This is a genomic window from Flavobacteriales bacterium, assembly GCA_016712535.1.
GTDB lineage: Bacteria > Bacteroidota > Bacteroidia > Flavobacteriales_F > PHOS-HE28 > PHOS-HE28.
On sequence record JADJQW010000002.1, the window covers coordinates 152,429 to 166,096 of the forward strand.

Annotated in this window: 10 protein-coding genes; 4 read left to right on the forward strand and 6 right to left on the reverse strand. The window is 63.7% G+C overall.

The genetic code is table 11. The features are described 5' to 3' along the window. The first annotated feature begins 4 nt into the window (after nucleotides 1–4). Nucleotides 5–436, forward strand: coding sequence for a hypothetical protein (locus IPK70_00610; protein ID MBK8225658.1), 432 nt, complete (start codon nucleotides 5–7; stop codon nucleotides 434–436). Between the two features lie 86 nt (nucleotides 437–522). On the opposite strand, the gene IPK70_00615 is transcribed toward IPK70_00610, so the two are convergent. The 4 genes from IPK70_00615 to IPK70_00630 form a co-directional block, all read right to left on the reverse strand. Next, nucleotides 523–1,167 carry a response regulator transcription factor gene (locus tag IPK70_00615; GenBank protein MBK8225659.1) on the reverse strand — a complete coding sequence of 215 codons (645 nt, stop codon included), beginning with the start codon at nucleotides 1,165–1,167 and terminating at the stop codon, nucleotides 523–525. Between the two features lie 5 nt (nucleotides 1,168–1,172). Continuing rightward, a complete protein-coding gene (locus IPK70_00620; GenBank protein ID MBK8225660.1) occupies nucleotides 1,173–3,098 on the reverse strand; it encodes a sensor histidine kinase in 1,926 nt (641 codons plus the stop codon). Between the two features lie 95 nt (nucleotides 3,099–3,193). Next, a complete protein-coding gene (locus IPK70_00625) occupies nucleotides 3,194–3,943 on the reverse strand; it encodes a hypothetical protein (protein ID MBK8225661.1) in 750 nt (249 codons plus the stop codon). A gap of 96 nt (nucleotides 3,944–4,039) precedes the next feature. Beyond that, the gene (locus IPK70_00630; protein ID MBK8225662.1) at nucleotides 4,040–5,581 is read right to left on the reverse strand and encodes an acyl-CoA carboxylase subunit beta; all 1,542 of its coding nucleotides are present in this window, start codon (nucleotides 5,579–5,581) and stop codon (nucleotides 4,040–4,042) included. Nucleotides 5,582–5,682: 101 nt separating this feature from the next. Between IPK70_00630 and IPK70_00635 the strand changes: the two genes are divergently transcribed. Next, a complete protein-coding gene (locus IPK70_00635; GenBank protein ID MBK8225663.1) occupies nucleotides 5,683–7,596 on the forward strand; it encodes a nitrate- and nitrite sensing domain-containing protein in 1,914 nt (637 codons plus the stop codon). A gap of 45 nt (nucleotides 7,597–7,641) precedes the next feature. Here IPK70_00635 and IPK70_00640 read toward each other — a convergent pair whose 3' ends face one another. Both IPK70_00640 and IPK70_00645 read right to left on the reverse strand, forming a co-directional pair. Further along, nucleotides 7,642–8,226, reverse strand: coding sequence for a riboflavin synthase (locus tag IPK70_00640; protein ID MBK8225664.1), 585 nt, complete (start codon nucleotides 8,224–8,226; stop codon nucleotides 7,642–7,644). After that, nucleotides 8,226–10,850, reverse strand: coding sequence for a gliding motility-associated C-terminal domain-containing protein (locus IPK70_00645; GenBank protein ID MBK8225665.1), 2,625 nt, complete (start codon nucleotides 10,848–10,850; stop codon nucleotides 8,226–8,228). Before IPK70_00645 ends, IPK70_00640 begins: the two co-directional genes overlap by 1 nt. A gap of 342 nt (nucleotides 10,851–11,192) precedes the next feature. Here IPK70_00645 and IPK70_00650 point away from each other — a divergent pair, with 342 nt between their 5' ends. Together IPK70_00650 and pdxA are read left to right on the forward strand one after the other, a co-directional pair. After that, nucleotides 11,193–12,452 carry a leucyl aminopeptidase gene (locus tag IPK70_00650; protein ID MBK8225666.1) on the forward strand — a complete coding sequence of 420 codons (1,260 nt, stop codon included), beginning with the start codon at nucleotides 11,193–11,195 and terminating at the stop codon, nucleotides 12,450–12,452. A gap of 30 nt (nucleotides 12,453–12,482) precedes the next feature. Beyond that, entirely contained in the window at nucleotides 12,483–13,556 is a 1,074-nt protein-coding gene (gene pdxA / locus IPK70_00655) for a 4-hydroxythreonine-4-phosphate dehydrogenase PdxA (GenBank protein MBK8225667.1), read from the forward strand. The last annotated feature ends 112 nt before the right edge of the window (nucleotides 13,557–13,668 follow it).

Consider the following 13,668-nt stretch of genomic DNA (forward strand, 5'->3'; position numbering starts at 1 on the left):
CGCCATGCTCCGGATCACATTCGCTTCGCTGCTGGTCGCAGGCATGATGCTGGCGGGAACCACGGCCCAGGCCCAGTGCAAATCGTTCGCGAAGAACAAGTGCGTGCCCGGCCTCGCGCCTTACAAGTTCAACGAGACCTTCAACGGTGCGCAGCTCGCGCCCGGCGATGAGGCCGAAGTGGCCCTCACGTTCTACAGCGGGCAGGAGTACCGCGTGATGGTGTGCGTGCACCAGATCCTCGGCGAGGTGAACTGGAAGCTCGTGGACCAGAACAACAAGATCGTGTTCGAGAGCATGGCCGATGATCCGAAGCCCGCTTTCGATTTCAAGGCGGCCAGCACCACCCAGATGCGCGTGGTGGTATGGGTGCCCGAGCGCAAGACCGAGATGACGCATCTGGGCTGCGTGGCCATCATGGTCGGATTCAAGGAATGAGCACCGCATCCGCCGCTGTTGGCCCGTAAGCCGATGGCGCAGATGAGGAGCCCGGGCCGTAACCCGGGCTCTTCACTTGAAGGTGCTCAGCTCACCAGCCCGGCCTTGATCGCCAGCCGCACGAGGCCGGCCACGTTGTGCACGTCGAGCTTGCGCATGAGGTTGGTGCGGTGCGTATCGACCGTGCGCGGACTGATGAAGAGCCGCTCGCCGATCTCCTTGTTGCCTAGGCCCTCAGCCAGCGCGGCGAGCACTTCCACCTCGCGCTCGCTGAGGTCCTTGAGCAGCTCGCTGCCCTTCTTCGCCTCAACGCCCTGCCGGAGGAATCCTTCCATGACGCTGCTGCCGAAATGCTTGCGCCCGGCCATTACCTCACGCACCGCCAGCAGCACCTCATCGCGTCCCGCGGTCTTCACCAGATAGCCATCGGCGCCAAGTTCCAGCGCGCGCTTCACAAGGGCAGGTTCATCGTGCATGGTGAGCACCACCACTTTCAGCGCAGGGTGCTTGGCCTTGGCCCGCTCAGTCAACTGGAAGCCATCCATCTCCGGCATGTCAAGGTCGGTGAGCAGCACGTCGACGCTCAAGTGGTCGAGCATGCCCAACGCCTCAATGCCTGACGGCGCGGTGCCCACGCATTCCACATCGGCGGCAGGCGCGAGCAGGTCGCGCAGGCCTTCGGTGATGATGCGGTGGTCGTCACAGACTAGGATGCGGATGACAGTGCTCATAGGGGTCATTCGGGATGCCCGTTGGTTAAGGGGATGCGCAAGGTCACCACGGTTCCGGCTCCGGGCGTGGAGGCGATGGCCAGGGTTCCGCGAAGCACGCGCGCACGGTCTCGCAGGCCCTGCAATCCGATTCCTGCGCTTCTGCCCTGAGCATCGAATCCGACGCCGTCATCCTCGACGATCAGGATGAGCCAGCCCTTGTTGCGCATCAGCTGCACGTTCACGAGCTGCGCCTTCGCGTGCTTGGCGGCATTGGTCACCAATTCCTGCGCGATGCGGTACACCCCGGTCTCGAGCTCTGGCGGCAAGCGGCCCTCCAAGCCGAAGTGCTCGTATGCATGGCGCATTCCTGGCAGCTTCAAGGTCTTCTCCAGCATATCGCCGATGGCGGGCGCCAGGCCCAGCTCCCCGAGCGCGCGGGGCATCATGCGGTGGGCGATGCCGCGCACTTCGTTGCTCGCATCAACTGCAAGCGTTTTGAGTTCATCCCAGTCCGGCGCGCCTGACGCCCCCGCCTCCATGCGCATGCGCAAGCCCGTGAGCAATTGCCCGACGCCATCGTGCAGCTCCGAGGCGATTCGCTTGCGCTCGGCATCGGTGGATTCCACCAACGCCTTCAGCCCCTGGTCGCGCTCAGCGATGATGGCCGCGTCGCGCTCAGCCTTCAGCCGCGCGCGCTGCCGTGATACCACGAACCATGCCCCCAGCAGCACCAGCAAGGCGCTCCCAGCGGAAATCGCGATGAGCAAGCGCTGTCGCACGATCCGGTTCTCCTGCTCCAGCCCGCGCTGGCGCTCTTCCGCAAGCTCCTTCTCCGTGCGCTCGGTCTCATAGCGCACCTGCATGTCGGTGAGCGCCGACAGCCGCTGCGTGCTGTACACGCTGTCGCGCAAGCCAGTGAGCTCCTTTTGCAGCGCCAATGCGCCGCCCAGGTCGCCGGTGCGCTCCAAGGCCGCGACCCAGCCCGCCAATGCGGACATGCGCTGGTCATCATAGCCTTCTGCGCGGCAGAGGGCCACACTGCGCTCGAACAGGGGCAGCGCCTCCTTGGGCCTGCCCAGATCGACAAGCGCCTTGGCGACATTGAGCGCATAGGTGGCCACGCCGTTCAGGTCGCCGGACTCTTCGCCGAGTTCCAGCGCTCTTTTGTAGTAGGCCAGGCCTGCGTCATCGTCGCCGCGATGCCGGCTGACCTGTCCCAGCTCGTTGTTGAGGTTGGCCACATCCATCTTCGACCCCACCTTCTCGTACAGCTCCATGGCCTCCTGCCCGGCGGCGAGCGCCTCATCGGGCCGGTTCATGTGCTGCAGCACTTGACAGAGCTGGCCGATTGCAGCGGCCAAGGCATAATCATTCTGCTGTCCGCGCAGGATGGCCACCGTTTCCCGTGTGATGCGCTCAGCCGCCGGCAGGTCCGACATCTGTTGATACAGATGCCCGATGTTGCCGCGCACCTGCGCTGACCGGAGCACATCTCCGAGCCCTGCATAGATGCGCGCGGCCGAATAGTTGTGCGCCAAAGCCGAATCGAACTCCATGAGGTCCGTGTAGGCCACGCCGACCTTGCTATGGCTCGCGGCCATGCCGACCGAATCGTGAAGGGCTGCACGGATGCGCAGAGCCCGCATGTTCAGGTCAATGGCATGCCGATGCCGTCCGAGCCGGTACTCGGTGATCGCCATGTCATTCAGCGCTTGCGCGATGAGTGCGCTGTCCTTCAAGCTCTCCGCCAGCCGCAATTCCTCAGCACCAAAGGCCAGTGCGCGCTGCGCATCGCGGAAGCCTAATTCCCATTGCACCTCACTGAGCGTGCGGCATCGCTGCGCGCCTCGTTGCGCGGGCAGCACGCGCAGAAGGCTGTCGAGCACCGGTGTTTGACCCGGAAGCGCCGGCGACGAAAGGAGCGCCGCGAAGGCGAGCAGCTTGCGCATGGTGGCAAAGCTGCGAGTTCCCGGAAGACCCGGCGCTGCGGTATGGACCTGATGATGATCCGCGGATCACCCCAGGGCCTGGAGTTGCGCCGAGCTCACTGCACCGTCACCGACTGAGAGCGCAGCGATTGCTTCACGAAGTAGATGCGTTTGCCGCCGATCACCTCGTTCGCCGAGGTGTAGGCCACCACCTGCGCCAGCGCTGATCCGGTGGCCAGGCTGCTGAGTTCGGCAGCGCTGAAGGTGCACGCCGTGGCACCTCCGGAGAGCGTGCGTGCGACCGGTCCGACCGCGAAGAGCACGGAGTCGGCGCTGACCACGGCATCGACGGAGAGGGTATGCCCCGATGCGCGCACCACCGTGCTGCCGCTATTTATTCCGCCAGTGGCCGGATACGGGCCCATGATGGTGCGCGTGAAGGGGGAGAAGCCGCTTCCGCCGCCAACGACCCAAGTCACTTCATTCGAGGCAGTGAGATCGATGCCCGTTGGGCTTGTGGCGGGCGGGATGTAGGCGTAGGCATTGCCGGCTTGCGGCCCGAGCAGCTCGCCGTTGCACGAAACGGCACCGACATTAACGCGGGTCACGAATTGGTCGTTGCTGAAGGCGCCCGCTGCAAGGCCAGCGATGATCTCCTGAGGGCCAAGAGGCGTACTGATCACCACATAGGCACGGGTGGCCACCAGCACGCCATCGGCATCAGCGAAGGCAGGCGTGGTGCTGGCCGTGTTGTTGCCTGATCCACCGCCGGGGCTGTCGGAGGAGTAGCCGTCTTCTTCCTTCTTGCAAGCAGAGAACACGAGAATGGAAGCAAGGCTGGCAAACGCGATGGGACGGGCACTCATGGCGGATGACGGTTTGATCGACACGAAGGTGCAGCCCTTGAATGCTCAGCGGGGATCGGGCGGGCCGAAGAAATCAACAGCCCGAACCCGCTTTGCTCACAATGGGATGTTCCCGTGCTTCTTCCGCGGCAGATTGTCCACCTTGTTGCGGAGCATGTCGAGCGCGGCGATCACCTTGACCCGCGTTTGCGAAGGGCGGATCACCTCATCGACATAACCGCGCGCAGCAGCCTCGTAGGGGTTGGCGAACTGCTCCTTGTACTCGGCCTCCTTCTCCTTCCACTTGGCGTCCTTGTCCGCAGCCTTTGCGATCTCGCCCTTGAAGATGATCTCGGCGGCGCCTTTCGCGCCCATCACAGCGATCTCCGCGCTGGGCCAGGCGAAATTCATGTCACAGCCGATGTGCTTGCTGTTCATCACGTCGTAGGCGCCGCCATAGGCCTTCCGCGTGATGATGGTGATGCGCGGCACGGTTGCTTCGCTGAAGGCATAGAGCAGTTTGGCGCCGTGGCTGATGATGCCGCGCCATTCCTGATCCGTGCCGGGCAGGAAGCCGGGCACATCCACGAAGGTGATTAGCGGGATGTTGAAAGCGTCGCAGAACCGCACGAAGCGCGCGGCCTTGGTGCTGGCATCGATGTCGAGCACACCGGCGAGCACGGCGGGCTGATTGGCCACGCAGCCCACGGTGCGGCCCGCAACGCGAGCGAAGCCGATGACCATGTTGCGCGCGTATTCAGCGTGCACCTCCATGCTGCTGTCGGGATCGATCACCGCGTTCATCACCTGCCTGATGTCGTAGGGCTGGTTCGGGTTCTCAGGGATGATGGCATCCAGCTCCGGACGCGATTCATCGCCTGGCGCGTACGGTAACACAGGCGGCTCCTCTTCGCAATTGCTGGGGATATAGCCCACCAGCTGGCGCAACTGACGGATGGCCTCGATCTCGTTAGCCGCCGTGAAGTGCGCCACGCCGCTCTTGGTAGCATGGGTGCTGGCGCCGCCCAGGTCCTCGCTGCTCACCTCTTCATGCGTCACCGTCTTCACCACGTTGGGGCCGGTCACGAACATGTAGCTTGTGCCTTCGGCCATGAGCACGAAATCGGTGAGCGCAGGGCTGTACACCGCGCCGCCGGCACAGGGTCCGAGGATGGCGCTTATCTGCGGAATGACGCCGCTGGATCGCACGTTGCGGTAGAAGATGTCGGCGTAGCCGCCAAGGCTCACGACGCCTTCCTGGATGCGTGCGCCGCCGCTGTCGTTCAGGCCGATCACGGGCGCCCCGTTCTGCATGGCCAGGTCCATGATGCGGCAGATCTTCTGCGCATGGGCCTCGGCGAGAGATCCGCCCAGCACGGTGAAATCCTGCGAGAACACGTACACCAAGCGGCCGCCGATGGTGCCGTAACCGGTGATCACGCCATCCCCCAGGAACTTCTGCTTCTCCAGCCCGAAGTTGCTGCTACGGTGCGTCACCAGCTGGCCGATTTCCTGGAAGCTGCCCTCATCGAGCAGCAGGCCTATGCGCTCACGCGCGGTGAGCTTGCCCTTCTTGTGCTGCCCATCGATCCGTTCTGGGCCGCCGCCCTCAAGGGCCTTCGCTGCAAGTTGGTCGAGTCGGTCGAACTGCTCTTTCATCGCTCATTCCGCGCTGTGATGGCGGCGGGGCGAATGTACCTGCCTCCGTCAGGCTGCGCTGCCTTGTGGCGCCCAGCCCCTGGCCTTGCTACTTTGCCCGCATGAAGCTCCGCTTCGCCGACCTGCCGGTGCGCACCAAGTTCATGGTGACCTTGGGCCTGCCCGTGCTGGGCATGGTGCTCCTGATCGGCAAGCAGATCGATGGCAGCCTCAAGCGCCTCGACGTGATGGAGTATATCGACCAGCAGACGCGGCTGATCGGGCTCTATGCCAATGTGGTGCACGAGCTGCAGCGTGAGCGCGCCATCTCAGTTGGCTATCTGGCCGGCATGAACGTGCTGCCGCAGAAGCTGGAGCTGCAGCAGGCACGGACAGATGGCGCGCTGGTCACACTTGAGCTGCCCGGCAATCCGATCAGTGCGGCGGTCCTGGCGAAGCGCCCATTCGACGGGCTGAATATCCTGCGGCAACGCGTGCGCGAACGCCGTATCGACCCGAGCAGCGTGAGCCGCGCCTACCGCGCCATGGACCAGGCCCTGCTCGATGAGCTCGGACGTTCTGGCCGGCTCCAGCTCGACCCCAGCATCAAGGACATGCTCTATGCGCACCTGCGACTGCTCAGCGCCAAAGAGGCCATGAGCGTGCTCAGGGACAAACTCACCATCGGCTATGCCACTCGACCCATTGAAGCGGGCGAGGTTTCGGAGCTTGCTGAGCAGGTGAGCGCTTACGAGACCAACGTGCTGCTGTTCGAGCGTGACGCGCCTGCCGAGGTGCTGAAGGCCTATCAGGAGGAATTCCAAGGAGAGGATGTGAACTTCATGCGGTCCCTGATCGGCACGGTGAAGCAGCGCAGGTCGCCCGACCTGGAAATCGCTCCGCGCGAATGGTGGGAGCTCTCCCTCGATGTGGTGGAGAAGCTGCGCGCGGTGGAGGCCCGATCCCTTTCGTTGATCACCAGCAGCTCCGCCGCCAACAGCCGCGATGCTGAGCTTCGGCTCTTCGCCGTGCTGGCCGCCCTCATCGCCGTGGTGTCCGCCGTTTTCATCATGGGCTTCCTGATCACCCGCGGCGTGAGCCGCACGGTGGATGAGGTAGGGCGCGCCGCGCGCTCCATGGCCGTTGGCGATGTGAACGTGAAGGTGCTCGCCACCAGCGGCGATGAGATCGGCGCGATGGCGGTGGCCTTCAATGGCATGGTCGATAACCAGCGCTCGCTGGCCCGCAGCGCGGAGGCCATCGGTCGCGGCGATTACGATGCCCCCGTGAATGTGCGCGGTACGCAGGACCAATTGGGCCTCGCCCTAGCGCGCATGAAGGAGAACCTGAAGGCCGCCCGCCTGCGCGACGACGAACAGGCGCGCGCGCTGAAATCGGAGAAGGAGAAGCTCGAGGAGGCCAACCAGCGGATCAGCGTGCTCATCAAGGAGATGCACCACCGCGTGAAGAACAACCTGCAGGTGATCGCCAGCCTGCTTCGGCTGCAAGCGGCCTCCTTCAGCGATGAACGGCTGCAGGCCGCCTTCGACCAGAGCCAGAGCCGCGTGACCAGCATGGCGCTGATCCACGAGAAGCTCTACAAGGGCGATGAGCTCGCCACGGTCGAAGTGGCGCTCTACATCGAAGAGCTCTTCGATGAGCTGGTGCGCGTGAACGATGTGCAGGAGCGCATCACGCGCAGCACAGACATCGACCAAGGGCTCAGCCTCGGCCTCAGCACCATGGTGCCGCTTGGCCTGCTCCTCAACGAGCTCATCACCAACTCGCTCAAGCACGCGTTCACCGGCCGATCCAAAGGCCGCGTCACGCTCGCACTTCATCGAGCCGAGGGCGATGCCTTCGACCTGCTCTACGCCGATGATGGCACTGGCATCCCCTTGGAGAAGCTGCAGCCCGATGGAGAAACGCTGGGCTCCACCTTGATCGAGGGCCTCGTGGAACAGCTCAATGGGCGCATGACGGTGGAGGGCGGCACTGAAGGCACGCGCTACCAGATACGCTTCACCGGCCGATGATCCGCGAACGGGCGCGATGCGGAAGGGCGATGTCCATTCACAGCCTCACCGCCCCCCCATCATCCGCTCCACGTACTTCCCGAGCACATCGTACTCAACGTTCACGGTACCGCCAGCGCGCAATGATCGGAAGGTGGTATGCTCGAAGGTGTAGGGGATGATGGCCACGGCGAAGCCATCGTCGTTGAGCTGCGCGATGGTAAGGCTCACGCCGTTCAGGCAGATGCTGCCCTTGGGAACGAGCAGGTGCTTGGAAGGCGGCAGCGCGAATCGGAAGGTCCAGCTGCCGTTCTCGTCACGGACGTCGATGCAGCGCAACACATCATCCACATGGCCTTGCACCAAGTGGCCATCAAGTCGGTCGCCGAGGCGCAGGCTGCGCTCCAGGTTCACGGCATCGCCCACGTGCAGTGCGCCAAGATTGGTGCGTGCAAGGGTCTCCTGCACGGCCACCACCTCGTATGCATTGCCCAGGACCCTGGTCACGGTTAGGCAGGCCCCGTTGTGCGAAACGCTTTGATCGACCTGCAGCTCGGGCGCCATGCGCGCCTTTACCGTGAGCACACGATTGCTGCCTTCGTCGCGCACGGCGGCAATGGCGCCGATCTCCTCGACAATGCCCGTGAACATCAGTTGAGCTTGGGCGAATCCTTGCCGCCGCTGATGTGGACGTACCCCTTGAGCTCCTTGGGCTCATCGCCCATGAGCCGCGCGAAGGTGACGATGCAGGTGTAGAAGTACACGCCATCCGGGCAGGCTTCGCCATTGTTGTTCAGCGTGCCGTTCCAAAGGATATCGGGATCCAAGGTGCTGAAGACCACCTGCCCCCAGCGGTTGTACACCTGCAGGTCGATCGCCTTCACGCCACGATAAGGGAAGGGCACGAAGAGGTCGTTGATGCGGTCGCCGTTCGGAGTGAAGATGTTGGGCAGCGTGTAGAGCGGGCAATTGTCGCCGCAAACCGGCTCGATGAACGCGCTCTCGTTGCCAACGGTGTCGATGGCAGTGACCTGATAGCATCCCGAGACGCTGGTTCCATTCACATGCGTGAAGCTGGTGTTCTCTGCACCCACGATCACGCCGATGAGCGCGTAATCCGAGGTCGGCGTCTCGGCGAAGTACACATGGTATTGGTACGTGTCGTCAGCGCAGCTCTGGTTGGGGTTGTTCCAGGTGAGCGTGTTCAGCGGGGTCTCGCAATCGTTGTCGAGCTGAACGGCAGGTGGGCACGGCGGCGTGCGGTCACGCGGAGCGGCGCAGAGCTCCTGACTGAAATTCAGCAGCGGCGAAGGAATGCCCGGATTGCTGTAAGCACCGGTGCTGCGCACGAGGTAGCAGTATTCGGTTCCGTTGCTGAGGCCGCTCTCGGTGAAGCTGGCCGTCGTGCTGCTTCCAACGAAGGTCCACGTACCAGCAATGTCCCGGTACACCTCATAGATCGAATTGATCCACGGCGTATTCAGCGCCCATGAGATGGTGAGCTGCTCATCGTTCGGCTCGGCGCCGATGAAGACCGACGAGGCCGCGCTGCTGCTGCCGATGAAATCGCTGCCGCCGCTACCGAAGAAATCCACGCGGTACACGTGCGCCTGGTCCTGCGTGTTCAGGCCGAGGTCGATGAACTCCGTATCGGGATGCGCCAAGAAGGGATGCAGCCCGCTGGTATGGATAAGGGTGGTGGCATTGGTGAAGCCCGTGCCGCGATAGAGCTTGAATTGATACGGGCCGGGGCGCAGCAGCGTGTCCAGGTCGTAGGCGTTGCTCCAGCGCACGGTGTCGATGCCGGTGGTGGTGCTGGTCTCGCCCACGCTCACATGCGTGATCACGGGCACCTGCCGGGTGAGAGTGGCGCAGAACTCCACACTGGCATAGCTCTCGGCTCCGTTTACGAAGGTGGCCACCACCATGTAGCAGTACGTATTGCCAACGGTGATGGGCCCGTTGTCGGTGAAGGTGCTGGTGCCGGAGCCGGCGACACTGCCGATGAGCGTGTACCCGGTGTAGGCGGGCACTCCGGTCTCGCAATTGTCCGGGACGAAGCCATACGCGCCGAGCCGCCGATAGATCTTATAGCCCGATGCATTGGTGCACACCGTGGGCGTCCAGCTCAACAGCATGCTGCTGCCGCTGGGCGTGGCGCTAGGATTGGTGGGCGGCGGAGACACCACGGTGATGTTCATGGTGCGATAGTCGTAGAGCTCCACGGGTTGCCCATTGTCACGCGCTTCGAACACGACTTGGTAAGGTTGCGGCCGCACATGGCTGCAGTTCGTGCCCCACGAGAATATGCCCGATACTGACTGGCCCGGCGAGGGGCTCACGAAGGTGGCTGGCGAACTGGGCATAACGAAGGGTTGGCCCAATGCCGTGAGCGTGACAAGCTGACCAGCATCAGGATCGCTGGCTTGCACATTGAAGGCGAGGAAAGCACCGGCGGTGACACAGGTGTCCTGCACTTGAGCGATGACAGGCGGTTGGTTGGAGCAGGCAATCACCGTCACCTGCATGTCGCGCATCACGAAGCCCATATGGAGCAGTGCATTCCCCACACGCCGCCATTCATGCACCCGGAACGCAAGGTTGTATTCACCTTGCGTCCCTGGATTCAGCCAGCGTATCGTGCCGGTGACCGGGTCGATGCTGTAAGCGTTGCCATTGCATCCGGCCATCTGACTCGGGAACAGGTATCCATTGATCGGCAGCACGCCGATTCCCAAGCAGGCCACAGGCTCATAGCTGAGGCTGTCGCCGTCAGGGTCGTAGGCGGCTGAATTGTGGATCCACGGCATGCACGTGCAGGCATCCTGTATCGGCGAGTTCAGGAATCGCGGCGAGCAATTATTCCCGCCCGACGGGCTAATCGTGAGTTCCGTTATCACCGCGAAGGGCTGGTTCACCGAGTTGGGGATGTTCAGCACCCCTGCATTGCGGTTCTCATCGAAGAAGTAGAGCGTGAACACTCCAGGGCCGCCATAAGTGTGCGTGCCGATGTACACGTTGCGACGCAAGTCGTCGTCCGGGAAATCCTGAGGCGGCAGCCGTGAAATCACCGTGCTGTCACCATCGCCCCAATGCAGCGTGAGCTCGGGCCGATCCGCCGGTGCCGAGAGCTTGGTGTGGGTGATGATGGTGGCCTCGTACGTGAGTCCACTCACATGGCACACGATGATCTCCCCAGCGCGGTTGTGCGTGGCCTGCACGGCACGCGCCGTCAGCGCCAAGGACAAAATGAAGAATGCGCGGAGCAATCGCATCGGTAGGCAAAGATGGGCCATCGGCAAGGGCGCCCGTTCCCGTTCACGACGATTCCTGCGCCTTTCCCCGTGGCCCCGCGCCTTACCGGTGCTTGAGCCGGCTTTGCCGGTGCCCGTTGCAGCGTGGCGCCTTATCAGCCCGGGAGCGGCAGGTATCTTCGGCCCATGATCGAACTGGCCAAAGCCCCGCGCGCCGCTGCCTCGCGCGACAGCCTCGTGGTCCTCGACGACCTCGCGCAGCTGCGTACCCTAGACCTCGAGCGCGCCGACCGCCAATACCTGATGGAGCAGCTCAAAGCAGACCCTGCCCTCGGCGTGGCCGATGTGAGCGGGCGCATGGTGATGGCGCATCTGGCCACCGCCCCGGAACCCGGCAAGCGCTTGGAACAGGCCCGTCGCGCCGGTGATGCCATGGCCGCTCGATTGAATGCCGCGAAACGCAAAGAGGCGCAAGTGATCAGCCTTCAGGATGATGCCACCCTCACACTGGCCCTCGCCGAAGGCGCTACGCTGGGCAGCTATGCCTTCCGCAAGTACAAGACCGACGAGAACGGGGCCCCGACCCTGGAGAAGCTCGGCATCGTGGCGAAGGAAGTGAGCGCCGGGCAAGCCGAAGAACTCGCCGACCTCTGTGATGCGGTCTTCACCGCGCGAGACCTGGTGAACGAGCCCGTGAGCTTCCTGAACGCTAAGCAGCTCGCTGCAGAGATCCGAACCTTGAGCCGCAATGCAGGCTTCAAGGCCCAGGTGCTGGGCAAGGAGCAGATCGCGGCCTTGGGCATGGGCGGCCTCATCGCCGTGAACAAAGGCAGCATCGACGAGCCCACCTTCAGCATCCTGGAGTGGAAACCGAAGGGCGCCGTGAACAAGAAGCCGATCGTGCTGGTGGGCAAGGGCGTGGTGTACGATACGGGCGGGCTCAGCCTGAAGCCTACGCCGAACAGCATGGACCAGATGAAATGCGACATGGCCGGTGCCGCTGCCGTGGCCTGCGCCATCAGTGTGGCCGCGAAGCGCGAGCTCCCGTTGCATATCATCGGACTCATTCCCGCAACCGACAACCGTCCAGGCGGCAATGCATATGCGCCCGGCGATGTGGTGCGCATGCACAATGGCCTTACCGTGGAGGTGCTCAACACCGATGCCGAGGGGCGCATGATCCTGGCCGATGCGCTGAGTTACGGTGAGCAATTCAACGGCGAATTGGTCATGACCCTGGCCACCCTAACCGGCGCCGCCATGCGCGCCATCGGCCACTACGGCAGCGCGGTCATGGGCACCGCTGCGGAAGCCGACTTCAGGAAGCTCGAAGCAGCGGGCCACGCCACCTATGAACGAGTGGCGCAACTGCCCTTCTGGGATGAATACGGTGACGAGATCAAGAGCGAGGTGGCCGACATCAAGAACCTGGGCAGCGACCTGGCCGGCGCACAGACCGCTGGCAAGTTCCTCGCGCGCTTCACCACCAGGCCCTTCATCCACATCGACATCGCCGGGCCCGCCTTCATCACCAAGAAGGACGGTTACCGCACGCGCGGCGGCACCGGGGTCGGGGTGCGGTTGCTCTACGAATTCCTCAAACAGCGCGCGGCCGCGCGTTAGGGCTGCGATCTTGCACGCCTCTCCGAGCCCATGAACGAAATACGAAATCCTGTCCGCATCGGAATCTCCTGCGGCGACCTCAACGGCATCGGCATCGAGGTGGTGCTCAAGTGCTTCGAGGACCCCCGCATGCTGGCCGACGCCACGCCGGTGCTCTACGCATCGGCCAAGGCCGTGAGCCATTGGCGCAAATTGCTGAAGCTCGATGAGGTGCAGTTCAACCGCGTATCCGACGCACGCGACGCCCTTCCGAAGAAACTGAATGTTGTGCACCTCTGGGACGAAGAGGTCGTGATTGAGCCGGGCAAGCCATCGGGGGCCCTAGCGGCCTTCGCCATCAAGAGCCTCGAGGCCGCCGTGCAGGACCTGGCCAGCGGCAAGACCGATGTGCTCGTGACCGCGCCGATTGACAAGAACAGCATGCAGCAGGCGGGATTCGCCCACCCGGGCCATACCGAATACCTGCAGCAGATGGCCGGCTCCGATGGCGAAGTGCTCATGATTCTGGTGGGCGAGGGCCTCCGCGTGGGGTGCGTCACCGGACATATCCCATTAAAGGATGTCGCGGCGGCCATCACGGCGGAGCGCATCATCGCCAAGGCGCGGCTGCTGCACCAGAGCCTGCTGCGCGATTTCGGCGTGCTGGAGCCGCGCATCGCCATCCTCGGCCTCAACCCGCACGCCGGCGATGGCGGCGCCTTGGGCAGCGAGGACAAGGAGCGCATAGCGCCGGCCGTGCGCCGCTTGAACGACGAGGGCATCCGCGCCATGGGCCCCTATGCCGCCGACGGCTTCTTCGGCAGCGGCGCGTACAAACACTTCGACGGCGTGCTGGCCATGTACCACGATCAGGGCCTGGCACCCTTCAAGGCCCTCAGCTTCGGCCATGGGGTGAACGTGACCGCAGGCCTGCCCATCGTGCGCACCAGCCCCGACCACGGCACCGGCCTCGACATCGCCGGCAAGGGCATGGCCGACGAAGGCAGCTTCCGTGCGGCCGTGTGGATGGCGGCGGATATCCGCACGAATCGGGAGCGGTACAAGGCCATCATGGCCAATCCATTGCAGCCGCAGAAGAAGGAGAAGGAACGGAAGGAGGGGTAGGTGATCCAACGGGCGTCTCGCCAAACACCCTGCTCCGCGCCGAAGGATATTGGCCCTTCCCGTTGAGCCAACGGCTCTCTTGGCCGCATGGGTCTGCCGCCTACATTTGCCG